We start from the raw sequence: 22,816 nt of genomic DNA on the forward strand, positions 1-22,816 counted from the left end.
TTTGGAGGGATCCCCGACATGCGAGCCAAGGGCATCGGCTACGACACCGGCTTCGAACGCGGCGGCCGGTTCAACCGCCCCTTCGACCCGGACCTGGTCCGCCGCGAGCTGGCGATCATCCGCGACGACCTGCACTGCACGGCCGTCCGGCTGATCGGCACCGACCTCGACCGGATCGACTTCGCCGCCCGCGAGGCGGCCGCGCTGGGGCTGGAGGTGTGGTTTTCGCCGTTTCCCTGGGACCGCCACCCGGAAGAGATCCTCGCCCTGCTGGCGGACGGCGCCGCCCGGGCCGAACGGCTGCGCGCCGGCGGCGCCGAGGTGGTGTTCGTGACCGGCGCCGAGCTGAGCCTGTTCAACCACGGCTTCGTCCCCGGCGACGGCATCGAGGAACGCGTGGCGAACCTGCTCGCCTCCCGCGAGCTGGTGGCCGGGCTCCCGGCCGAGGTGAACGAGTTCCTCGCCCGCGCGGTGGAGACCGTCCGGGCTCGTTTCGGCGGCCGGATCACGTACGCGTCGGTGCCGTTGGAGCGCGTGGACTGGACGCCGTTCGACATCGTGTCCGTGGACGCCCACCGCTCGAAGGAGGTGGCCCACGTGTACCGCGACGGCATCCGCACGCTGGTGGCCCCGGGCAAACCGGTGGCGATCACGGAGTTCGGCGTGACCCCGTACCGCGGCGCGGCTGATTTGGGTGCCCGCTGCGGCGAGATCGTCGAGTACGAGGGGGAGGTGCCGGTCCGGTTGAAGGGGGTGTACGTGCGTGATGAGGAGGAACAGGCGGGGTACTTGCGCGAGCTGCTGGAGGTGTTCACGGCGGAAGGCGTCGACGCGGCGTTCGCCTGCACGTTCGTGTGTTACGGGCTGGTGCACCGCGAGGACCCGGCCGAGGACCTGGACATGGCGAGCTGGGGCGTGGTGAAGGTGCTGGAGGAGGGGAACGGCGAGACGTACCCGGACGTGCCTTGGGAACCGAAGGCGGCGTTCAGGGCGCTGGCCGAGTGCTACGCCGGGCCCTGAGCGCCCCAATGTGGCCTTCGGTGCGTCAGACGCACCGAAGGCCACATTGGGTGCGTCAGACGCAACCAAGGCCACATTGGGGCGCTCACGGAGCCCAGGGCGCCGCGACGTTCCAGCTGCTGTCCGCCGTCACCGTCTGCGGGCGGTCCGACCCCGTCCCGGCGCCCGAAGCGATGTACACCGCCGCGTCGTAGTGGCGCAGGAACGCGCCCGGGATGTTCAACGACTCGAACGTCACCCCCGTCCCGCCCACGCCCGGGCGGGTGCAGAACGTCGCGTCGGCGTGCATCAGTGCCGAACCGTCGTTCGGGGAATTGCGGACGCGGCCGTTCTGGTGGCGCAGGAACTGGCCCGGGTAGTTCACCGACTCGAACGAGTAGCACGACGACTCGCCCAGCCCGCGCCGCACCGTGTACGTCGCGTCCTGCTTCAGCAGTGTGCTGCTGCCGCTGTTCACCACCTCCGTGTAGGCGAGGCCGCCCGAGTGGCGCAGGTAGCGGTCGGTGTAGCCCCATGTCGTGACCTGCAGCGACTGGCGCGCGTTCACCGTCAGCGGGACCGAACTGCGCCACAGCGCCGGGGCCGAGACGTCCCAAGTCGCGTCCGCGGCGAAGCTCGTCGCCGTGTCCCACGGGTTCGGGCCGCCGCTGAGAGCCAGGTACACGGTTGCGTTGTAGTGCCGCAAGAACCGGCCGGGGAAGTTGGCTGATTCGAACGACGTCCCGCCGGCGGCCAGGCCCGGGCGGGCGCACCAGGTGGCGTCCGCGGCGAACGAGCCGCCCGTGTCGCTGTCGATGCGGACGCGGCCGTCGGCGTGGCGCAGGAACTTCCCGGGGAAGTTCACCGACTCGAACGAGTAGCAGCGCGGGTTCGCCAGCCCGGCGACCGTGCGGAACGACGCGTCCTGGCGGGGCCCGTCCGCGCTGCCCGTGGTCAGGACGTCCGTGCGGGCGAACGAATCCGCGTGCCGCAGGTACCGGTCGGTGTACCCGGGCGTGGTCACCCGGAACGACCGCAGGTGCCCGAGCGTCAGCGGTACCGCCGCGTTCAGGTTCTTCGATGCGGTGATCAGGTCGGTGAACGCCGCGCGTACGCGGGCCGTGTCGACCTTCTGCACCCGCCGGTCGTACGTCAGCAGCCCGTTGTACTCGCCTTCCACGTCGGTGATTTCGGTGTAGATCGACGCGGAAAGGCCCTTCGTGGCCATCAGCTGCTTCGTGTCCCGGATCATCCCGGTGAAGCGGTCGTTCAGCTGCGCCGCGCTCGCCATCTGCTCGTAGGCGAAGAACCCGCCGGTGGGGCTGTACTCGTGACCGGGGTTGCGCAGGCCGAGGCCGCCGAACTCGCCGAGCACCGACACCCTCGTCGTGGACGGCCGGGGCGCGTCCGGGCCGGTGTAGACGTGCCAGTCGATGATGTCGCCGGTGCCCGGGTCACCCTTCGAGGCGCAGCAGTTGAACCCGCTGTGCGCGTTGACCAGCCGGGTCGGGTCGTAGTTCTTCAGGCTGGTCGTGACGCGCTTGGTCTCGTCGAGGTTCCACTCGCCCCAGCCCTCGTTGAACGGGACGTACGTGATGACGGCGGGGGAGAAGCGGTGCTCGTCGACGATCTCGCGCGCTTCGGTTTCGAACTCGGCGATCTGCGCGGCCGTGCGGGTGCTGTCGGCGTTCGGGGTCGACGGGATGTCCTGCCACACCAGCAATCCCAGCCGGTCGGCCCAGTAGTACCAGCGCGCCGGCTCGACCTTGATGTGCTTGCGCACCATGTTGAAGCCGAGGTCCTTGTGTTTCTGCAGGTCCGACGCCAGTGCCGCGTCGGTCGGCGCGGTGTACAGGCCGTCCGGCCAGAAGCCCTGGTCGAGGGTGCCGGCCTGGAACACGAACTCGCCGTTGAGCGTCGGCCGCAGCACGCCGTTCACGTTCTTCGTGCCGACCTCGCGCATGCCGAAGTAGCTGACGACCTGGTCGACCGTCGCGCCCGAGGCGTTGCGCAGCGACACGCGCAGGTCGTAGAGGAACGGGTCGTCGGGCGACCACCGCCGCGCGTTCGGCACCGGCACCGAGAACTCCGTGAAGCCGCCGGTCGCGCTGCCGACGACGGCGCCGCCGGTCATCGACTCGGCGAGCACGGAGTACCCGCTGACGTCGCCGCGGCCGAACACCCGCACGCGGGCGGTGTTGTTCGCCAGGTTCGGGTAGATGTCGACCGAGAAGATCGACGTCGGCGCCGTCGGCTCCAGCCAGACGGTCTGCCAGATCCCCGAAGTGGGCGTGTAGAAGATGCTCGACTGCGCGTTGGCCTGCTTGCCGACCGGCTGCTTCTCGCCGCGGCCGTCGGTCGGGTCGTACACGCGCACGACGATTTCGTTGGAGCCGTCGTTGAGCCGCGCGGTGATGTCGGCTTCGAACCGGTCGTAGCCGCCCTTGTGCGAAGCGACCTGGACGCCGTTGACCCACACGGTCGCTTCGTAGTCGACGGCGCCGAAGTGCAGCTGCACGTTCCGGCCGGCCCAGGCCGACGGCACGGTGAACGTGCGGCGGTAGAACATCAGGTCCCGGTTGTCGTTGCGCATGATGCCCGACAGCGCCGACTCGACGGGGTAGGGCACCAGGATGCGCTCGGGCAGCGTCTGCCCGAGCGGGGGCGCGGCGTAGCGGTCGACGCTGCCGCCCGAGCCGGTGGCGGGGTTGAGGAACTCCCATTCGCCGTTGAGGGACTGCCAATCGGGCCGCGTCAGCTGCGGACGCGGGTATTCGGGCAGCGGGTTGGTGGTATCCACCTGGGACGTCCACGGCGTGGACAGCGGCGGGGGTTTGGGGCTGACGGCGGCGTTCGCGGCGGGTGTCACCACGATGAGCGGGGACAGCAGCGCGAGGACCAGGGCGACGAAGCGGCGCATCGAACTCCTCCGGGGACGCGCACGGAACCGCGCACCGGCCTGGCGGGGACGGCGGAGCACTCCGGGCTGGGGCGGGCACGCCGAGCCCGGAGCACTACCGCGGGCTCGTCAAACCGAACGTAACACGGAACACGGGCAAACGGAATAACTCAGAAATCATCAGACAATCAACACCAGACCACTTGGACAACCGGTTCACGCGCGAGACGCGCCCGCGGTTGACTCTCACCCTCGGTATGCGTCCGATCGCAGCAGGCAACTACGCTGGGCGGAGCAATCGCGCCGCGAGGAGGAGGTCCGGGGTGGTTCCCGCCCGTCGCTGGCTGGTCGTCGCGGCCGTCTGCGCCGTCATCCTGGCCGCGGTCTACTTCTTCGCCGTCTGGACGGTGCCCGGCCAGGAGCTGGAGAACGCCGCGCTGCGCGGAGCCGACGAAGCCGCCGCGCGTGATCAGGCCGTCGCCGACGCGAGCCTGAGCCGGATCACCGTGGTCTCGCTGGGCGCCGCCGTCGGCGTGGTCGCGCTGGTCGGCCTGCTGCGCCGCCGCTGGGATCTCGCGGTGGCGGCCGTCGGGGTGATCGTCGCCGGGCAGCTGGTGACGCAGGTGCTCAAGCGGTTCGTGCTGCCCCGGCCGGGGCTCGTCGAGGTGACCGGGCACTACGCCGGGAACAGCCTGCCGAGCGGGCACACGACGATCGCCATGACCGTGCTGTTCGCCGCCCTGCTCGTGGTGCCCTACCGCTGGCGCGGGGTGACGCTCTTCTTCCTGCTTTCCTGGGCGGTCGGCATCGGCGCGTACACGGTGACGGCGAAGTGGCACCGCCTTTCCGACACCCTCGCCGCGGACGCGATCGCCCTCGGGCTCGCCTGCCTGGCGTCGTGGTGGCTCGCGCGGCGCGGGGCGGTGCGCCGCCACGACGGGCCGCGCCGGATCCCGCGGGTGCTCGTCGTGACCGTCGCCGTCCTCGGGGCCGTGGTGTTCCTGGGGCTCGGCACCGTCCTCATCGGAGCGTCGCTGGGGAGGGGCGGGTACGCGGAAACGGTGCGGGACAACGCCTGGGTCGTCTACCTGGCCGCGAACTCGTTCGCCTCCTTCGGCTCTGTCGCCGCGGCGCTGGTGTTCCTGACGACCTGGCGACGGCTGGAGGTCGCGTGAACCCCGCCCTGCTCCCGTTCGCCGCGGCCGTCTTCTGCTTCGCCGTCTTCCTGGTCAGCTTCCTGCTCGACCGGCGCAAGCTGCGCAACGGCTTCTACCTGTTCTTCGCGCTCGCGTTCTCCGGTCTGACCCTCCTCGCCCTGCTGGCGTCGATTTCGCCGGAGGCCGCGGCTTTCGTCGCGCTCGGGGTCTTCGCGCTGATCCCGCTCACCATCGCCGTGCTCGCGGTGTTCCTGATCGGCAACGGCGTCACGATGCTGCGCCGCGAGGGCCGCCGCCCGGCCAACCTGCTGTCCCTGGCCGCCGGCGTCGGCATCGTGGCGCTCGTCGTCTTCGGCGTCGTGGTCGGGCAGCTCCGCTGGGCGCCGCTGGAAGCGGTGCGCGACAGCGTCGACGGCATCGTCGCGTACCTGTCGTTCCTCTTCGTCTGCTTCCTGCTGTACTCGCTGGTCTACGGGCGGATCCGCACCCGCCGCCCGCTGGACTTCGTGGTGGTGCTCGGCTCCGGCCTGCTCGGCGGCCGGACCGTGCCACCGCTGCTCGCCGCCCGCCTCGACCGCGGGCGCCGGGTGCTGGACGCCGAGTGCCGCAAGGGCCGGGAGCCGCTGCTGGTCACCTCCGGCGGGCAGGGGCCGGGCGAAGACGTGCCGGAGTCGCACGCGATGGCGGACTACCTCGCCGGCCGCGGCGTGCCGCGCGAGCGGATCGTGCTCGAAGACCGGTCGCGCACCACGCGGGAGAACCTGACGTTCAGCGCGGGCCTCATGCGGGAGCGGCGGCCGGACTACCGGTGCGTCGTCGTCACCAACAACTTCCACGTCCTGCGCGCGGCGCTGCTCGCCCGCAAGACCAAGGTGAACGGCCAGGCCGTCGGCGCGCCGACGGCGTGGTACTTCTGGCCGAGCGCGATGCTGCGCGAGTTCGCCGCGATCATCGTCGACCACAAGGTCCTCAACGGCGTCGTCTGCGCGATGATCGTCCTGGCCAGCGTGCTGAAAGCCGTGTAGCCGCTATGATCCGGCCAGTGTCGTCGGGGGATGGGGAGCACGTTGTCTTACCAGTACTACCTGTATGTCAGTGACAGCAAGGTCGACATGCTGCTCGCGCAGATGGCTCCCGGCTTCACGCGCAAGCGCACCACCGAGGTGAGCGTGAACCTGAAGCTCTTCGGGGGCAAGCAGTCCTCGGAGGCGCCGGCGGGCGGCGAGCGCACCGCGAAGCTGCAGCGGGTGGTCCGCTACCTGGAAGACCACGGCGACCTCGGCACGGTCGACGAGCCCGGCCAGTTCTTCTGGGGACTGCTGCCGATGAGCTGGGGACCGTTCCCCGCGGAGCCGACGCTCGCGTACTTCGGCGGGAGCACCGGGCAGACCGTCGTCGGGCTCGGCGGCTCCGGGCACCACATCCTCGGCGGCGGTCCCGCGCCCGCCGGCGTGCCCCGGTCGGTGCTGCCGTCGATGCTGGCCGGGCTGCGCAGCGATCCGGAGATCGGCGCCCTGACCGAAGCGATCAAGCACGAAGAGGACGGGGCGCACAAGGGCGCGCTGGCCGCGGTGCAGCGCGCCAACGAGGCCATACCCGGCCCGGATCAGAACCTCGAATTCGTCGCCAAGCGGCTGCTGAGCGGGCCCAGTCCCACCGACGCCGGCGTGAACGTCGTGCTCGGCACGCCGCTGTACGTGGCGCAGGTGGACTAGATGTGGTCCCCGGGGGACGTCGTGCTCGGGGTCTACGAGGTCCGTGACGTCGTCACGACCGGCGGCATGGGCCTGGTGTACCGGGTGTGGCACCGCCAGTGGGGGATGGAACTGGCGGTCAAGACCCCGCGCCCGGAGCTGGTCGCGTCCCCGGCCGACGTCGAGCGGTTCGAAGCCGAGGCGGAGACCTGGGTCGGGCTCGGCGCGCACCCGCACGTGGTGAGCTGCGCCTACGTCCGCCGCGTCGACGGCACGCCCCGGGTGTTCGCCGAATGGGCCGGCGGCGGCAGCCTCGCCGACGCCGTCCGGGATCGCGCGCTCTACGCGGGCGGCCACCGCCCGGCCGTGCGCCGGATCCTCGACCTGGCGATCCAGACCGCCTGGGGCCTCGGGCACGCGCACGCGCGCGGGGTGGTCCACCAGGACGTCAAGCCCGCCAACGTCATGCTCGACACCGGTGGCGCGGCGAAGGTCACGGACTTCGGCCTGGCCAACGTCGCCGGCGGCGAAGGCATGACCTTGGAGTACTGCTCGCCCGAACAGGCGCGGGGCGAGCACCTCGGCCCGGCGACCGACGTCTGGTCGTGGGCGGTGAGCGTGGTCGAGATGTTCGCGGGCGGGCCGCCGGCGATGTTCGGGCACGCGGCGGCGGGCGTCTTCGCGCAATTCATCGAGGCCGGTCCCGCCGACCCGGTCCTCCCGCCGGTGCCGCGCGGCGTCGCGGACCTGCTGCGGCGGTGCTTCGCCGAGGATCCCGCGGCCCGTCCCGCCGGCTTCGGCGAACTCGCCGACGAGCTGGCGGAGCTCTACCGCGCCACGGTCTTCGAGCCGTACCCGCGGCAGCGGCCGGACGAAGCTCCGCTGCTCGCCGACGCGCTGTCCAACCGCGCGCTGTCCCTGCTGGACCTCGGGCACGCCGAGCAGGCGGACGAGCTGTGGGACGAGGCGTTGCGGGCCGACCCGCACCACCCGCACGCGACCTACAACCGCGGCCTGCGCCGGTGGCGGGCCGGCGCGCAGACGGACCGGCAGCTGCTCGCCGAGCTGGAAGCGGTGCGGCTGAGCCACGACGGCGACCGGACCGCCGATCACCTGCTCGCCGCCGTCCACATCGAGCGCGGGGACAAGGAATCGGCGCTGCGCCTGCTGGCAGACCTGCCCGACGGCCCGGACACCGCCGCCCGCGCCCTGCCGGACCGGAAGGTCACCGAACGGCCCGGCCCGGTCTTCGTCAATCTCTCGGCCCCGCTCGCGCTGAGCGCCGACGGCCAGGTGGCCGCCGTGACGTTCCGGCAGCGGGAAGCCGAAGTCTGGGGGCTGCCGGAGGGCCGGGTGCGGTACAGCCTGGCGGGCCACGAGAACCGGCTCCGGTCGATGTCCCTGAGCGCCGACGGCCGGGTGCTGGCCTCCGCGGACGACGGCGGGCAGGTGCGGGTCTGGGACACGACGACGGGGGAGTGCACCCGGGTCGTGGACGTTCCGGGCGGGGTGGAAGCGGTCGCGATCAGCCCCGACGGGACCGTGGTGGCCGTGGTCTCCGGCGACGGATCGGTGCGGGTGCTGGGCGAGACCGTGGAGCTGCTCCGCGCCGGATCACCGGATTCCGAGTACGGCCGGGGCTGGGCGATCGCGGTCACCGAAGACAACGAGCGCGTGGTCGCGTTCGACGGCTTCGACTGGTCGCTGCGGGTGCTGACCCGCGCCGGCGAGGAGCTGTGGCGGGTCGGCGGCCTTCGGCACAACTGCGCGCTCAGCCCCACCGCCCGGTACGCGCTGTCGGCCACGCACGACGACAACGTGGTGCTGGTGGACCTGACGACCGCCGAGGTCACGGTCATCGGCAGCGCCCTGTTGTGGAACAAGGGTTTCAGCTGGCTGGCGGTCAGCGACGACGGCCGCACCGCGGTGAACACCTTCGACCTCCTGCTCCAGCACTGGCGGCTGGACGAGGGCCGGTGCACGTTCACCACGACCGTCCACGCCCGCGACCCGATGACCGTCGCCGCGGACGCCGACGGGCGCACGGTGCTGACCCTGCTCGGCAGCCGCACCCCGCAGACCGTCCACACCACGGCCGTCGTCCACCTGCCCGAGCCGGGGCCCGCCGCGCCGTGGAGCTACGCCCGCCCGCAGCCGACCGACCGGATGGCCGGGGACGCGCTGATCGCCGCGGAAAACCTCGGCCTGGCCGCGGAGTACCTCGACACCGGCCGGCTCGCCGACGCCCGGCGGCAGCTGGACATCCTGCGCGCGATGCCGGCCTACCGGCGGCACCCGGAGCTGCGGATCCTGTGGCGGCGGGTGGGTGCGGTCAGCGAGCGGATCGCCCTCGCCGGGGTGTGGCCGTCCCGCCGGTTCGACGACGTCCTGCACGGCCACACGGCGCTCACCCGGAACGTGCACTACGCCTTCGCCGACTTCTTCAACCGGGCCGCGTTCCGGATCGTCGACCTCCGCACCGGGGACGTGGTCGCCGCGCCGGACGGCCACGAGCTGGATTTCTCGGACGTGACCGCCTGCGCGGACGACCGTCACGTGCTCGCGGTGGACTCGGACGGCGCAGAAGTGCTGTGGGACCTCAGGACTGCCCGCCGCGCCGGCGTCGTCGTGCGGGACGACGCCGGAAACCCGGTGCTGAAGGACGAGAACCCCGCGTTCGAGTTCGTGCGGCGGGAGCTCAGCATCCTGCGCAACCGGCTGACGGGCCGTCCGCTGCACGGCTGGTCGGCGCGAGCGGACGAGCGGGTGGTGCTGTCGGGCTCGGTCGCCGTCCTGGTCAAGGACGACGGGGCAGCTCTGGTACTGGACGCCGACCAGGGCAAGCTCGTGCGCACGGCGCGCGTCTACGCCGGCGGGCCGTCGGTGGTCGCGAGCGCCGACGGCCGGGTCCTCGTCGCCACCAAGCCCGGCTTCGACAACATCGGCGAGGTCGTGCTGTCGGTCGCGGGGTCGGCCGAGGCCGTGGCGAAGGTGGCGGACGACCGGGTGGTGTCCCTGGCGCTGTCCGCGGACGGCGACCTCCTGCTGACGGCGTCGCCCCGGCTGCTGCGCCTGTGGCACCTGCCGAGCGGCGGCCTGGTCACCGAGATCGAGTGCGACCAGGACGTCATCGACGTCGAGCTGTCCGCCGACGGGTGCGCCGCGGTGGCCGTCCTGGCGTACCGCCACCTCCAGTGCTGGGAGCTGGACTGGGACTACCGATCACCCGTACCCTCGTAGCGCAAGACATCGGATGACCAGCCCGGATCGCGGGCCAGTCCGCCGGCCGATGTGCCCCCTGCCGATCTGTCGTCAGGAAGGACACACCGACGATGCCGAAATCCGTTCCGTGCGCCCTCGCCGTGGCCGCGCTCGCCGTGCTCGGCGTGGCCGCCCCCGCCGAGGCGGCTCCGCTCTGGCACCCGGACCCCGCCACCGACGGCCTGAAGGCCTTCGAGGGCATCGAGGCCGACCGCGGCCACCACCACCCCGATCGCAAGTACGTGGTCGTCGAGGGCGACCACTACCGCTTCAACATCTGGAAGGACGACCGCGACACCACCGGCGGCGGCGACCGGCAGCGCACCGAGTCGAAGGGCATGGTGCAGAACGGCACCGCGCTCAAGATGCACGACGGCGAGACCTGGACGCTCTCCTACGAGATGTTCATGCCGGCCACGCTGCACGGCACCAGCAAGTTCACGCACATCTTCCAGACGAAGACCCCGTCGACCAACGGCGGCCCGTGGGGGACGCTGGACCTGACCCGCAGTGGTGGCAAGGAAGTGCTCAGCGCCCGCGCGTACGCCGATCCGGGCTCGCCGAGCATCGCGGCCGCGGACCTTTCGCCGCTGCGGGGCAAGTGGATCACGATCGAATGGACGTTCACGCCGGGCTCGAAGGGCAGGGCGGCGTGCGTCATCCGCAACGGTACGGGTCCGGGCGCGCCGGTCGCCGCGCAAGGCAGCATGACCAGCGTGAAGATCCCCGACCAGGGCGACTACGTCCGCCCGAAGTGGGGGATCTACCGCTCGGTCGAGAGCGCGTCGTCCGACATCCTCGACACCTACCTGCTGTTCCGGAACTACACGGCGGCCCGCAAGTAGCCGTGGCGGGCGGCGGGCGTCCGGGGTGACACTGGCGGCATGAAGGTCGTCGACGGGCAGCGGAGCGCGTACCGCCCGCCGACGCCGTCGCCGACGCCCTTGCGACGGGGTCCGGTGCTGGTCACGGCCGCTTTCGCCGGTCTCGGCGGCGCGCTGATCCCGGCCGCCGCGGTGCCCGCGCTCTGGCGGATCTGGCAGCTCTACGCGATGTTGTTCGGCGCGGTCGCCGCGGTCGAGGTCGTCGCCGTCGTCGCGGTGCTCGGGTGGCCGACGCGCAAGACGGCCCGCTTCGGCGCGCTGACGGCGTTCGCGGCCCTCGCCCTGTGGGTGCCCAGCCGTCCGCTGGGGCTGCTGGTCCGGCTCGATCCCTGGCAGCCGGCGGACACGGTGGTGGGCTTCACCGACTACGTGGCCGCCGGCCTGCAGGTCATCGCGCTGTTCGGGTTCCTAGTGGTGGCTCGCCGCCGGGCCCACCCGCGGCCGTCCGCGCTGCGGCGGGTGTCGGCGTGGATCGTGCTGTCCCCGGTGCTGCTGCTGGTCATCGCGACCGGCGCGGCGGGCACGGTCGCGGCCGGCGACGGCATTCGCGGCACCGGTGCCTCGGCCTTGCTCGACGGCGGCACAGTCGAGTACTGCCGCCCGGGCGGCGTCCCGCTGGCGATGGACCTCCGTCGTCCGGCCGGCCCCGGCCCGGCCCCGGTCGTGCTGTTCCTGCACGGTGGTGGCCTGCTTTTCGGCAACCGCAAGCCGTCCGGGCCGGGCGCGCTGCTCGCCGGGACGCGGCCGGACGAGCTGACCGCCCGCGGGTTCGCGGTCGCGTCGATCGACTACCGCCTGGCGCCCGCCGCGCGCTGGCCGTCCCCGCTCGAAGACGCCCGCTGCGCGGTCCGGTTCCTCGAGACGAACGCGACCGCGCTGGCGATCGACCCGGCGCGGATCGCGGTCTGGGGCACCGGCGCGGGCGGCACGCTGGCCGCGCTCGTCGCCCTCACCCCGGGCACGCACATCCGCGCGGCGGCGGCACTTGCGGCCCCGGCCGCCTTCACGGACTTCCGCGGCATGGACACCTTGACGCGGGCGTCGGTGCTGCTGGCACTGGGCCGGGCCCCGGCGACTCTCCGGTCGGCGAGCCCGCTGACGTACCCGGCGGTGGGTGCACCCCCGTTCCTCGTGGCGGGCGGCTGGAAGTCGGCGGAGTTCGCCGATCACCTCCGGCAGGCGGGCGTCACGGTGACGACGTCACCGGACGTGGCCGCGTTCTTCGCCGCGGCGCTGCGCTGAGCGGGCACACTGGTCCCGTGCGCGCCGAGATCAAGTGCCTGCTGACGCCGGACATCGACCCGGAGTCGTACGTCCCCGAAGACCCGGAGTGCTTCATGTTCCTGGTCCAGCTGATCGCCGGACCGGCGGGGGAGCCGGGCGAAGAGTCGTTCTGCTTCGAAGTCTGCAGCGCCGGGTGGCTGCGGGCACGGGCGCGGCAGGAGGGGCCGATCACCGGGCGGCACCACGTCGTGGTCGACCGGTTCGACTGGCCAGCGCTGGTCGCGTACTTCGACGGGCTGGTGACCGGGTGCGGCGGCGCGGACTGGCACGAGGTCACCGCGAAGCTGAGCCGGTACGGGCTCTGGGAGTTCGAAGACTACCGAGCCTGAGCGGCGTCACTCCCACACGACGACGTTGCGCCGCGTCGGGACCGACGTCGGGTCCGCGCTGAACAGCTCCGGTGACCGCGCCCGGATCCGCTCCACGTCCTCGAACACCGCCCGCAGGTGCCGGCGCATCGCCGTGCGCGCCACCGCGATGTCGCCCGCGCGGACCGCGTCGAGGATCTCCACGTGCTGGGTCGCGAACTCCGCCGGGGACTGCGCGTCGTAGAGGCCGAGGCGGCGGGCGCGGTCGAGGTGGCCCTTGGCCGAGGCCACCGTCGTCCACGCGTTCGCGTGCCCGCTCAGCGTCAGCAGGCCCTGGTGGAACGCCTCGTCGAGGGCGAAGAACTCCTCGAGGCCGATGTCCGGGCGCCGTTGCCGCTCCAGGTTGGCCAGCAGGTCCTCGACGACGGCGTCGTCCAGCGTGGCGGGCAGGTCGTCCAGCGCCGCCAGCTCCACGGCTTCGCGCAGGAACTGCGCGTCCGCGACGCGCTGCGGGTCGACCCGCGAGACGAACGAGCCGATCTGCGGGAACACCTGGACCAGGCCCTCGTCCGACAGCAGGATCAGGCCTTCGCGGACCGGGGTCCGGCTGACGCCGAGGCTCGCGGCCAGCTCGTTCTCCGACAGCGCGGCGCCGGGTGGCAGCTCGAGCGTCAGCACTTTGCGCCGCAGCGTCTCGTACACCGCACGCCGGTTGGTCCCGCGCTTGTTCCGTTCGGTCACCCTTGACATCCTAGCCGACAGGAGCTTGTATACAAGCACTGATGAACAGGAGATGGCGTGAGCACGATCGAACGCGCGGAGGTGCTCGTCACCTCGCCGGGCCGCAACTACGTGACGCTGCGGATCACCACGTCCGACGGCGTGACCGGCCTGGGCGACGCGACCCTCAACGGCCGTGAGCTGGCCGTCGCGAGCTACCTGCGCGACCACCTCGTCCCGCTGCTGATCGGCCGCGACCCGGCGCGCATCGAAGACACCTGGCAGTACCTCTACCGCGGCGCGTACTGGCGCCGCGGGCCGGTGACGATGACCGCGATCGCCGCCGTCGACACCGCGCTGTGGGACATCAAGGGCAAGGTCGCCGGCCTGCCCGTCTACCAGCTGCTCGGCGGCCGCGCCCGTGACGGCGTGCTCGTCTACTCCCACGCCAGCGGCGAAGACGTCCCGGCCCTGCTCGACGACGTCGCCCGCTTCCGCGACCTCGGCTACCGCGCGATCCGCGCGCAGGCCGCCGTACCCGGCATCGCGGGCAGCTACGGCGTCCGCCACGGCAAGGTCTACGAGCCGGCCGCGACCGCGCTGCCCGACGAACAGCCCTGGAGCACCGAGGACTACCTCGACTTCGCGCCGACGTACCTGCGCGAGGTCCGCGAGCGGTTCGGCTTCGGCTTCCACCTGCTGCACGACGTCCACCACCGGCTCAGCCCGATCGAGGCCGCGCGGTTCGGCAAGGCCGTCGAGGACTGCCGGCTGTTCTGGATGGAAGACCCGACACCGGCGGAAAACCAGGAAGCCTTCCGGCTGATCCGGAGCCACACGACCACGCCGATCGCCGTCGGCGAGGCGCTCAGCTCCATCTGGGACGTCCAGCACCTCATCACCGAGCAGCTCATCGACTACGTGCGCACCACCGTCGTGCACGCCGGCGGCATCAGCCACCTGCGCCGCATCTTCGACCTCGCCGCGCTCTACCAGGTGCGCACCGGCTCGCACGGCGCCACCGACCTCTCGCCGGTGACGCTCGCCGCGGCGGTGCACGTCGACATCTCCGTGCCGAACTTCGGCATCCAGGAGTACATGGGCTACGCCGACGAGACCGCGGAGGTCTTCCACGGCGGGCCCACCTACGCCGGCGGGATACTGCTGCCGTCCGAGGAACCCGGCCTGGGCATCGAATACGACGACGAAGCCGCGGAGAAGTTCCCCTACGACCCCCGGTACCTCCCGGTGGCGCGCCGCCTCGACGGCTCCGTCCACGACTGGTGACGGCGATGAAGCGGCTCAACTCGTCCACAGTGGACATCCCGCGGGCGACACGGCCCAGGATCGTCCACTTCGGACTTGGTGCGTTCCACCGCGCCCACCAGGCCGTGTACACCGAGGCGCCGTGGGGGATCGCCGCGGTGGCCCCGCGCTCCACGGACGTCGTCACCGCGCTGCGCGAGCAGGATCTCCTCTACACGGTGACCGACACGACCACCCGCGTCATCGGCTCGATCGTCGAGGCATTGCACCTCGGCTCGGACGCCACGCGCGTCGGCGAGCTGCTCGCGTCCCCGGACGTCACGGTCGTGACGCTCACCATCACGGAGAAGGGGTACCGCAGCGGGCCCGTCATCGGCGCCCTCGCCGCCGGGCTCGCCGGCCGGTTCCGGCGCGGCGGCGCGCCGATCAACGTGATCTCGTGCGACAACATGACCGGCAACGGCCGCGTGCTGGAGCGCGCCGTCCGGGAGTCCGTGACCGGGCCCGGCCGCGACGAAATGCTGGCCTGGCTGGCGGAATCGGTCGCGTTCCCGTCCACTGTGGTCGACCGGATCGTCCCGGCCACGACCCCGGAACACCGCGCGCAGGCCGCCGAGGCGCTCGGCCTCGACGACGCCGTGCCGGTGTTCGCCGAGCCGTACCGCCAGTGGGTCCTCGAAGACGCGTTCGCCGCCGAGGTCCCGCCGTGGGACGGCGCCCGGTTCGTGCCCGACGTGACCCCGTTCGAGCAGCAGAAACTGCGGCTGCTCAACGGAACGCATTCGGCGCTGGCCTACCTCGGGTCCGCGGCCGGGTACGAGACGATCGCCGACGTCCTCGCCTCCGACTGGGGCGAGAAGTTCGTCCGCGGCTTCGGCGCCGAAGCCGCGGCGGTGCTGCCCGGCGAGCACGGGCCGTACGTCGACCAGCTCGTCGAACGGTTCCGGAACCCGGCGATCCGGCACCGGCTGAGCCAGATCGGCTCGGACGGTTCGCTGAAACTGCCCGAACGCTGGTTCGGGACCCTCCGCGACACCGGCAGCCAACCCTTGCTGGAACTCGCGCTGGCCGCCTGGGCGCGGGCCACGGAACCCGGCGCGAGCACCGGCATGACCGACCCCCGGTCCGGCGAGCTGGCCGCCTGCTGGAGCGCCACCGACGACGTCGAGGCCGTCCGGCGGCTGCTGCGGCTGATCGACGCGCCCGACCTCGACTCCCTTCCGAAAGCCGTCGCCACGCACCTGCCCGCGCTGCGCGCCGGGCGCGTCGAACTCTGACCCCACCGATCACGAGCAACGGAGCACAGTGATGACCGACACCCCACCGGCGGTGGCCGTGAAACAGAACCGCACCACCCGCGATCTCGTCCGGGCCGCGGTGTCCGGCTGGCTGGGCACGGCCATGGAGTTCATGGACTTCCAGCTCTACTCCCTCGCCGCGGCCATCGTCTTCAACAAGATCTTCTTCCCCGACGTCAGCCCCGCCATCGGGCTGATCGCCGCGATGGCCACCTACGGCGTCGGGTACGTGGCCCGCCTCGCCGGTGCTGTCTACTTCGGACGGATGGGCGATCGCCTTGGCCGCAAGAAGGTCCTCTTCATCACCATCTCGCTGATGGGCGTCTCGACGACGCTGATCGGCGCGCTGCCGACCTACCAGGCTGTCGGCATCCTGGCGCCGATCCTGCTCGTCGCGTTGCGCCTGATCCAGGGCTTCGGCGCGGGCGCGGAGATCGCGGGCGCCACCGTGATGCTCGCCGAGTACGCGCCGGTGCGCCGTCGCGGCCTGATCGCGTCGCTGGTTTCGCTGGGCACCAACTCCGGCACGCTCGCCGCGTCCGCGTTGTGGGCGTTGCTGATCGGCGTGCTGTCGGACCAGCAGCTCCTGTCGTGGGGCTGGCGGCTGCCGTTCCTGCTCAGCTTCGTGCTGATGGTCTTCGCGGTGTGGCTGCGCCGCAACCTCAAGGAGAGCCCGGTGTTCGAGGAACGCCCGGACGTCGTGGACGGCGTCGCGCTGTCCCGCACCGAGCTGGCGGACCAGGGCGTGCTGGAGGCGGGACTGCGCCAGCGCAAGGGCAAGGCGTTCTTCCTGGCGCTGGGGCTGCGGTTCGGGCAGGCGGGCAACTCCGGCGTCGTGCAGACGTTCCTCGTCGGCTTCGTCGCGACCACCCTCGCGGTCAGCAAGTCCGTGCCCACCACCGCGATCGTCTACGGCTCCCTGCTCGGGTTCCTGACCGTGCCGCTGGTCGGCATGCTCGGTGACCGCTTCGGGCGGCGTCCGGTCTACATCGCGCTGACGCTGCTGACCGCTGTGCTCGCGTTCCCGCTGATGTTCCTGATCACCAGCGGCACCACCCTCGCGCTCGAGGTCGGCATGATCATCGCGCTCAACGTCGGCGTGCTCGGCCTGTTCTCGCTGGAGAGCGTGGCCATGGCGGAACTGTTCGGCGCCCGCACGCGGTTCACGCAGCTCGCGCTGGCCAAGGAGATCGGCGGGATCCTCGCCACCGCGATCGGCCCGGTGGTCGCCGCGACGCTCACCGCGGCGACCGGGCACTGGTGGCCCGTCGCGGCGATGCTCGTCGTGTACTCGCTGATCACGCTCGTGGCGACGCTCCTGTCGCCGGAGATGCGCGGCCGCGACCTGGTCCGGCTGGAGGACGCGGCGTGAAGGCGGTGGTCGTGCACGGCGCCGGCGACGTCCGCGTCGACGAGGTCCCGGCGCCGGTGCCGGGTGCGGGGGAGGTCCTGCTCGCCGTCGAGTGGGGCGGGATCTGCGGCTCCGACCTGGCGTACTGGCGCCACGGCGCGTCCGGCACCGCGGTGCTCAGGCACCCGCTGGTGCTGGGGCACGAGGTGGCCGGGCACGTCGACGGCCGGCCGGTCACGGTCCACCCCGCCCGGGTCGTGGGGGACGACCCGCTGCCCGAGCGGCTCGCCGGGCGCACCAACCTGCACCGGCAGGTGCGCTACTTCGGCTCGGCGGCCTTCGACCCGCACACCGACGGCGGATTCTGCGAGTACAAGGTGGTTCCCGCGGCGCAGATCCGGCCGCTGCCGGACGGCGTCGGCACGCGGGAAGGCGCGCTGGCCGAGCCGCTCGCGGTCGCGCTGCACGCCGTCGGCCGTGCCGGGGACGTGCGCGGCCGGGACGTGCTGGTCAACGGCGCCGGCCCGATCGGTGCGCTGGTCGTCGCGGCCGCGAAGCACCGGGGCGCCCGCACGGTCGTCGCGGCGGACATCTCCGCCGGCGCGCTGGCCATCGCGCGGGCGATGGGCGCGGACGACGTGCGTGACCTCGGTGGCGGCGACCGGCTCCCGGAGGACGTCGAGATCGTCTTCGAGGCCTCCGGCGCCCCGGCCGCGCTCGGCGGCGTCCTGCGGGCGACCGCGCGGGGCGGCACGCTCGTCCAGGTCGGCAACCTGCCGGGGCGGCCCGCCCCGGCCGAACTGGGCGACCTGGTCACCCGCGAGATCACCTGGACCGGCTCCTACCGGTTCGCCGGCGAACTCGACGACGCCCTGGCCGCGCTGGGCGACGGCCTCGACGTCGGCCCCCTGATCACCCGCACCTTCGCCGTCGACCGCGCCGAGGAGGCCCTCGAAGCGGCCGCCGGGGGCGTCGGCAAGGTCCTGCTGCGGATCGGAGAACCATGACCGGCTCGGTCGTCACGCTCGGCGAAACCATGGCGCTGCTGACCACGCCCCCGGCCGGCCGGATCACCGGCGGCACGGGGCTCACCGTCGGCATCGGCGGCGCGGAGTCCAACGTCGCCATCGCGCTGGCCCGGCTCGACGTGCCCTGCACGTGGATCAGCCGCGTCGGCGACGACGCGCTCGGCGCCCTCGTGGTGAAGGAGATCCGCGGCGAAGGCGTCGACGTCGTCGTGCGGCGCGACGACGCCGCGCCGACCGGGATGATGCTCAAAGAGCTGCGTGGCGGCCGCCCGTGGCGGGTGCGCTACTACCGCCGTGACAGCGCGGCGTCGAGGCTCTCTCCGGACGACGTCGACGAGCCGCTGATCGCCTCGGCCGCGGTGCTGCACCTGACCGGCATCACGCCCGCTCTCGGCCCCGGGCCGCTGGCGGCGGTCGAGCGGGCGATCGCCGTGGCCCGCGCGCACGGCACGCTGGTGTCCTTCGACGTCAACCACCGGCGGTCGCTGTGGCCCGACGAGGTGGCGGCCCCGGTGCTCGCGCGGCTGGCGGCGGCGGCCGACCTCCTGTTCGCGGGACCCGCCGAAGCGACGCTGGTCCTCGACGGCCGCTGGCCGTCTTCCGACGAGGCGACGGTCGCCGAGGGGGCCGCCTCGGCCGCCCGGCTGGCTTCGCTCGGGCCCACCACCGCCGTCGTCAAGCTGGGTGCGCTCGGCGCGGTGGCACGGGACGGCGGCGAGTCGATCCACGTGGGCGCGCGAGCGGTCGAGGTCGTCGACACGGTCGGCGCGGGGGACGCCTTCGTCGGCGGCTACCTGGCCGAACTGGCCGCCGGCCGGTCCGTCCGCGAGTGCCTGGCCACGGCGACCGCCCTCGGGACGGCCGTGTGCGCGGTGCCGGGCGACTGGGAGGGCATCCCGACCCGGGCCGAGCTGGCCGCCTCGGACCTCGCCGTCGTGCGGTAGCTTGGACGGCGTGGACGGACGGGCGATCTTCGGCGATCACTCGTACCGCTGTGATTTCTACGGTTGAGGTGTTCCCCGCTCCGGAACCCCTTTCTTCCCTCAACCGTAAGGAAAACCATGTCTTCATCCGTGCGCTGGGCGCTCGAGCACATGCCGCTGACCGCCACCGCCGTCGAGGAAGCCGCGCCCCTGCTCGCCGGGCGGCGCCTGGCGATGTGCCTGCACGTCGAGCCCAAGACGGCGGCGCTGGTCACGCTGCTCGCCCGTGCCGGGGTCGAGGTCACCCTGACGGGCTCGCCCGGCACCACCCACGACGACGTCGCCGCGGCGCTGCGGGACCTCGGGGTGGCGGTGCACACCCGCCGGGCCGACGACGAGGCCGACCACGCCCGCAACGTCGCCCGGGTGCTCGCGTGCGAGCCCGACCTCACCCTCGACAACGGCGCCGACCTGACGCTTTCGCTGCTGCGCTCCGGCGCGCCGTCCGGCTGGCTCGGCGGCACCGAGGAGACGACGACCGGCGGCGTCCGGCTGCGGGAGGAGCGCGTCGCGCACCCGATCGTCGTGATCAACGACTCGCGGCTGAAACTGCTGGTGGAGAACGAATTCGGCGTCGGGCAGAGCGTCGTGCAGGGATTCCTCAACGCCACCAACCTGATGGTGCCGGGGATGCGCGCGGCGGTGCTCGGCTACGGCCCGTGCGGCAAGGGCGTCGCGGACACGCTGTCCCGCCTCGGCGCGCGCGTCGCGGTGTGCGAACCGGATCCGATGCGGGCGCTGCAGGCCATTTTGGACGGTCACCGCGTCGGCTCTTCGACCGAAGTCCTGGCTGACGCACAGGCGGTCTTCACGGCGACGGGCGCTCCTGGCGTCGTCGGTGCCGAGGAACTGGCGGCCCTGCCCGATGGCGCGCTGATCGCGGGTGTCGGGCACTTCGCCTGGGAGATCGACGCGGCGGCCCTGCGGGCGGCGACGGTCCGCACGGTCGAGTACGGCGCGCCGGGCCGCCGCACCGGGCACGTGCTGGCCGACGGCCGCGAGGTCGTCGTCCTCGACCAGGGCCGGATGCTCAACCTGACGGCGGCCACCGGCAACTCGATCCAGGCCATGGATCTGGGCCTCACGCTGCAGGTCCGCAGCCTGGCGGCGGTGGCGGGCGGGCTCGCGCCGGGCGTCCAGCCGGTCCCGGCCCCGGTGGAGCACCGGATCGCGACGGACCTGGTGGCGCGGCTGAGCTAGCTTGACCTGGAGCGCGCTCCAGGACCTAACGTGGGGTCACTTCGACCGCACGTCAGGAGAACACCCCATGGAACTCGGTTTCCACCTGCCCATCTTCGACATCGACGGCGGGCCCGCCGCCATCGCCGGCGAGCTCGCCCGGGTGGGCGCCGCGGCGGAGGAGGCCGGTGCGACCTGGTTGTCCTTCATGGACCACTACTTCCAGATCGAACCCACCGGCCTCCCCGCCGAGTCGCACATGCTGGAGGGCTACACGACGCTCGGCTACCTCGCCGCGCACACGTCCCGCATCGAGCTCGGCCTGCTGGTCACGGGCGTGACCTACCGCCACCCGGGCCTGCTCGCGAAGATCGTCACGACCCTCGACGTCCTTTCCGGCGGCCGCGCGGCCCTCGGCATCGGCGCGGCCTGGTTCGAGCGCGAGCACCGGGGGATGGGCGTCCCGTTCCCGCCGGTCGCCGAGCGCTTCGAGCGCCTGGAGGAAACGCTGCGCATCTGCGGCCAGATGTGGGATCCGGCGGCCAACGGCCCGTTCGAGGGCAAGCACTACCAGCTGGCGGAGACCCTGTGTTCGCCGCAGCCGCTCCACCGCCCGAACATCCTGATCGGTGGCTCGGGCGAGCGCAAGACCCTCCGCCTGGTCGCCCAGTACGGCGACGCGTGCAACCTGTTCGGCTCGTCGCCGGAGGACGTGGCGCACAAGCTGGACGTGCTGCGCCGCCACTGCGACGACGTCGGCCGCGACTACGCCACGATCCGCAAGACGGTCCTGGCCAACAACCCGCGCCCGACCCCGGAGACCCGCGACGACTTCGTCCGTTCGATGGCGGACTACGCGAAGCTGGGCATCCAGACGGCGATCATCACCCCGACGACGGGCTCGCCGTCGGCGTGGATCGAGGACATGGCGCCGGCGGTGCCGCAGCTGGCTTCGCTGGGTTAGTCCATAAAGGACTCTCGGGTCGTTTTCCGATCGCCGTGAACCACTCGGCCGCTTCCGCCGTGTGACTGGGTGAGGTGGCGACCCGAGAGGAGGGGCTGATGCCCCACACGCGCAGTACCGGACGACACCGCAAACCGGCGACGATCGGGCTGGTCGCGCTGCTGGGAGTCGCGGGGGCGACCGCGACGGCGATCGCCCTGAGCAGCCCGGCGAGCAATGCGGCGACCGAGAACTGCAGTGGTCTGGGCACGGCGCTGCAGAACAACCTGACCTTCATCGCGGGCCAGCAAGCCGCCCCGGACGCCCAATCGGCGGCCCGCATCGCCAACCGCCAGGCGGTGGTCCAGCAGATCGAACAGCGGCGGGAGGCCGCTGGGTGTGAAGCGAAGGTAGCGGCCAACGCGGCTGCGGCCGAGTGCGCGGCGGTGGCCGGAGCGGCGGACCAGGCGGCGGCGGTCGAGCAGAAGGGCATGGCCGGGAACGGCAAGGCGGAGAAGAAGGGCAAGGCCGCCGAGAACGGCATGGCCGCCGACGGGAACGGCATGGCCGGGCAGCAGGGCATGGCCGACCAGAACGGCATGGCGGCCGAGCAGAACGGCGCGGCCGATCAGCAGGGCATGGCGGCCGACGAGAACGGTATGGCGGCCGAGCAGAACGGCATGGCCGATCAGCAGGGCAAGGCCAAGCAGAAAGGCAAGGCCGCGGCCAAGGCGGCCGAGAAGCAGAACGCCGCCGACCAGAACGCCGCGGCCGCCCAAGCCTGTGCGGTGGTCGAGAAGTGCGTAGCGCAGGCCGCCGGTGCCGACGGCATGGCCGACCAGCAAGGTATGGCGGGCCAGAACGGCATGGCCGAGCAGAACGGCATGGCGAACCAGCAGGGCATGGCCGACCAGAACGGCATGGCGAACCAGAACGGCATGGCCGACCAGCAGGGCATGGCGGGCCAGAACGGCATGGCCAAGCAGAACGGCGCGGCCGACCAGCAGGACGCGGCCGCCCAGAACGAGGTCTCCGCGCAGGACTGCGCGGCGATCCTCGACTGCGTCACCCAGGCCACCGCCGACCAGCAGGGCATGGCCGACCAGCAGGGCATGGCCGCCGAGCAGAAGGGCGCGGCCGAGCAGCAGGGCAAGGCAGCCGAGCAGCAGGGCATGGCCGACCAGCAGGGCATGGCCGCCGAGCAGAAGGGCGCGGCCGAGCAGCAGGGCAAGGCAGCCGAGCAGCAGGGCATGGCCGCCGACCAGAAGGGCAAGGCCCACCAGAAGGGCAAGGCCCAGGCGGCCGAGCAGAGCGCCGCGGCCGCCGAGAAGTGCGTCGCGGCCCAAGCGGCCAAGGCAACGGACACAGCCACGGCCACCGCGACCGCGGGCAAGTAGAAGACCCGGAGGGTGAGCACCGGCGGCGGGCCGGTGCTCACCCTCCGCCACCCGGAGACCCCGAAGTCCCCCGAACCGGTGACACGCGGGAACTCCGGCCCGTCGCCGATCGTTCTCAAACCAGAGCGCAGTACCCTGGCGCCCGCAAGCGACCGACGACAGCAC

The 22,816-nt window shown here is 72.4% G+C and carries 18 protein-coding genes; 16 read left to right on the forward strand and 2 right to left on the reverse strand.

What is annotated here, in order from left to right:
- The first annotated feature begins 18 nt into the window (after window positions 1–18).
- Window positions 19–1,020, forward strand: coding sequence for a hypothetical protein (locus tag H4696_RS02755; RefSeq protein WP_086857547.1), 1,002 nt, complete (start codon window positions 19–21; stop codon window positions 1,018–1,020).
- An 85-nt stretch (window positions 1,021–1,105) separates the two neighbouring features.
- Here the strand turns inward: H4696_RS02755 and H4696_RS02760 are convergent, their stop codons facing one another.
- Window positions 1,106–3,919, reverse strand: coding sequence for an AbfB domain-containing protein (locus H4696_RS02760; RefSeq protein WP_086857548.1), 2,814 nt, complete (start codon window positions 3,917–3,919; stop codon window positions 1,106–1,108).
- A 302-nt stretch (window positions 3,920–4,221) separates the two neighbouring features.
- Between H4696_RS02760 and H4696_RS02765 the strand changes: the two genes are divergently transcribed.
- The 7 genes from H4696_RS02765 to H4696_RS02795 all read left to right on the forward strand — a co-directional run bounded on the left by H4696_RS02765 (window position 4,222) and on the right by H4696_RS02795 (window position 12,507).
- Window positions 4,222–5,073 (forward strand): phosphatase PAP2 family protein, encoded by an 852-nt coding sequence (locus tag H4696_RS02765; protein WP_249026892.1) that lies wholly within the window; start codon window positions 4,222–4,224, stop codon window positions 5,071–5,073.
- Entirely contained in the window at window positions 5,070–6,080 is a 1,011-nt protein-coding gene (locus H4696_RS02770; protein WP_192782024.1) for a YdcF family protein, read from the forward strand. The genes H4696_RS02765 and H4696_RS02770 overlap by 4 nt, the downstream gene beginning before the upstream one ends.
- A gap of 30 nt (window positions 6,081–6,110) precedes the next feature.
- The gene (locus tag H4696_RS02775) at window positions 6,111–6,770 is read left to right on the forward strand and encodes a DUF7019 family protein (RefSeq protein ID WP_225955574.1); all 660 of its coding nucleotides are present in this window, start codon (window positions 6,111–6,113) and stop codon (window positions 6,768–6,770) included.
- Window positions 6,771–9,989: a WD40 repeat domain-containing serine/threonine protein kinase gene (locus tag H4696_RS02780; protein WP_192782025.1), complete on the forward strand. Its 3,219-nt coding sequence runs from the start codon at window positions 6,771–6,773 to the stop codon at window positions 9,987–9,989. It begins immediately after the preceding gene.
- Window positions 9,990–10,081: 92 nt separating this feature from the next.
- Window positions 10,082–10,855: a hypothetical protein gene (locus H4696_RS02785; RefSeq protein ID WP_086865171.1), complete on the forward strand. Its 774-nt coding sequence runs from the start codon at window positions 10,082–10,084 to the stop codon at window positions 10,853–10,855.
- Between the two features lie 39 nt (window positions 10,856–10,894).
- Window positions 10,895–12,136, forward strand: coding sequence for an alpha/beta hydrolase (locus tag H4696_RS02790; protein ID WP_192782026.1), 1,242 nt, complete (start codon window positions 10,895–10,897; stop codon window positions 12,134–12,136).
- 17 nt (window positions 12,137–12,153) lie between these two features.
- A complete protein-coding gene (locus H4696_RS02795) occupies window positions 12,154–12,507 on the forward strand; it encodes an immunity 8 family protein (protein ID WP_158104458.1) in 354 nt (117 codons plus the stop codon).
- Window positions 12,508–12,513: 6 nt separating this feature from the next.
- Here H4696_RS02795 and H4696_RS02800 read toward each other — a convergent pair whose 3' ends face one another.
- On the reverse strand, window positions 12,514–13,227 hold the full coding sequence (locus tag H4696_RS02800) for a GntR family transcriptional regulator (protein WP_249027309.1): 714 nt from the start codon (window positions 13,225–13,227) through the stop codon (window positions 12,514–12,516).
- Window positions 13,228–13,284: 57 nt separating this feature from the next.
- Here H4696_RS02800 and manD point away from each other — a divergent pair, with 57 nt between their 5' ends.
- The 8 genes from manD to H4696_RS02840 all read left to right on the forward strand — a co-directional run bounded on the left by manD (window position 13,285) and on the right by H4696_RS02840 (window position 22,651).
- On the forward strand, window positions 13,285–14,493 hold the full coding sequence (manD, locus tag H4696_RS02805; RefSeq protein WP_086865659.1) for a D-mannonate dehydratase ManD: 1,209 nt from the start codon (window positions 13,285–13,287) through the stop codon (window positions 14,491–14,493).
- Between the two features lie 5 nt (window positions 14,494–14,498).
- Window positions 14,499–15,749: a mannitol dehydrogenase family protein gene (locus tag H4696_RS02810; protein ID WP_086865662.1), complete on the forward strand. Its 1,251-nt coding sequence runs from the start codon at window positions 14,499–14,501 to the stop codon at window positions 15,747–15,749.
- A gap of 31 nt (window positions 15,750–15,780) precedes the next feature.
- Complete coding sequence (locus H4696_RS02815; protein WP_192782027.1) at window positions 15,781–17,142, forward strand: MFS transporter; 1,362 nt, start codon at window positions 15,781–15,783, stop codon at window positions 17,140–17,142.
- Window positions 17,139–18,128: an L-idonate 5-dehydrogenase gene (locus H4696_RS02820; protein ID WP_086864190.1), complete on the forward strand. Its 990-nt coding sequence runs from the start codon at window positions 17,139–17,141 to the stop codon at window positions 18,126–18,128. The genes H4696_RS02815 and H4696_RS02820 overlap by 4 nt, the downstream gene beginning before the upstream one ends.
- Window positions 18,125–19,093 (forward strand): sugar kinase, encoded by a 969-nt coding sequence (locus H4696_RS02825; protein ID WP_086864189.1) that lies wholly within the window; start codon window positions 18,125–18,127, stop codon window positions 19,091–19,093. The genes H4696_RS02820 and H4696_RS02825 overlap by 4 nt, the downstream gene beginning before the upstream one ends.
- A 117-nt stretch (window positions 19,094–19,210) precedes the next feature.
- A complete protein-coding gene (locus tag H4696_RS02830) occupies window positions 19,211–20,332 on the forward strand; it encodes an adenosylhomocysteinase (protein ID WP_086864188.1) in 1,122 nt (373 codons plus the stop codon).
- A 67-nt stretch (window positions 20,333–20,399) separates the two neighbouring features.
- Window positions 20,400–21,275, forward strand: a complete 876-nt coding sequence (locus H4696_RS02835; RefSeq protein ID WP_086864187.1) for an LLM class F420-dependent oxidoreductase — start codon at window positions 20,400–20,402, stop codon at window positions 21,273–21,275.
- A gap of 98 nt (window positions 21,276–21,373) precedes the next feature.
- A complete protein-coding gene (locus H4696_RS02840; protein ID WP_086864186.1) occupies window positions 21,374–22,651 on the forward strand; it encodes a hypothetical protein in 1,278 nt (425 codons plus the stop codon).
- The last annotated feature ends 165 nt before the right edge of the window (window positions 22,652–22,816 follow it).

This window comes from Amycolatopsis lexingtonensis (genome assembly GCF_014873755.1).
Taxonomy (GTDB): Bacteria; Actinomycetota; Actinomycetes; order Mycobacteriales; family Pseudonocardiaceae; genus Amycolatopsis; species Amycolatopsis lexingtonensis.

Bases quoted from the DNA above. Each gene is read 5' to 3' on its own strand.
- H4696_RS02755 (WP_086857547.1), top strand. From the start codon at position 19: ATGCGAGCCAAGGGCATCGGCTACGACACCGGCTTCGAACGCGGCGGC.
- H4696_RS02760 (WP_086857548.1), bottom strand. From the start codon at position 3,919: ATGCGCCGCTTCGTCGCCCTGGTCCTCGCGCTGCTGTCCCCGCTCATC.
- H4696_RS02775 (WP_225955574.1), top strand. From the start codon at position 6,111: ATGGGGAGCACGTTGTCTTACCAGTACTACCTGTATGTCAGTGACAGC.
- H4696_RS02780 (WP_192782025.1), top strand. From the start codon at position 6,771: ATGTGGTCCCCGGGGGACGTCGTGCTCGGGGTCTACGAGGTCCGTGAC.
- H4696_RS02785 (WP_086865171.1), top strand. From the start codon at position 10,082: ATGCCGAAATCCGTTCCGTGCGCCCTCGCCGTGGCCGCGCTCGCCGTG.
- H4696_RS02790 (WP_192782026.1), top strand. From the start codon at position 10,895: ATGAAGGTCGTCGACGGGCAGCGGAGCGCGTACCGCCCGCCGACGCCG.
- H4696_RS02810 (WP_086865662.1), top strand. From the start codon at position 14,499: ATGAAGCGGCTCAACTCGTCCACAGTGGACATCCCGCGGGCGACACGG.
- H4696_RS02815 (WP_192782027.1), top strand. From the start codon at position 15,781: ATGACCGACACCCCACCGGCGGTGGCCGTGAAACAGAACCGCACCACC.
- H4696_RS02825 (WP_086864189.1), top strand. From the start codon at position 18,125: ATGACCGGCTCGGTCGTCACGCTCGGCGAAACCATGGCGCTGCTGACC.
- H4696_RS02830 (WP_086864188.1), top strand. From the start codon at position 19,211: ATGTCTTCATCCGTGCGCTGGGCGCTCGAGCACATGCCGCTGACCGCC.
- H4696_RS02835 (WP_086864187.1), top strand. From the start codon at position 20,400: ATGGAACTCGGTTTCCACCTGCCCATCTTCGACATCGACGGCGGGCCC.
- H4696_RS02840 (WP_086864186.1), top strand. From the start codon at position 21,374: ATGCCCCACACGCGCAGTACCGGACGACACCGCAAACCGGCGACGATC.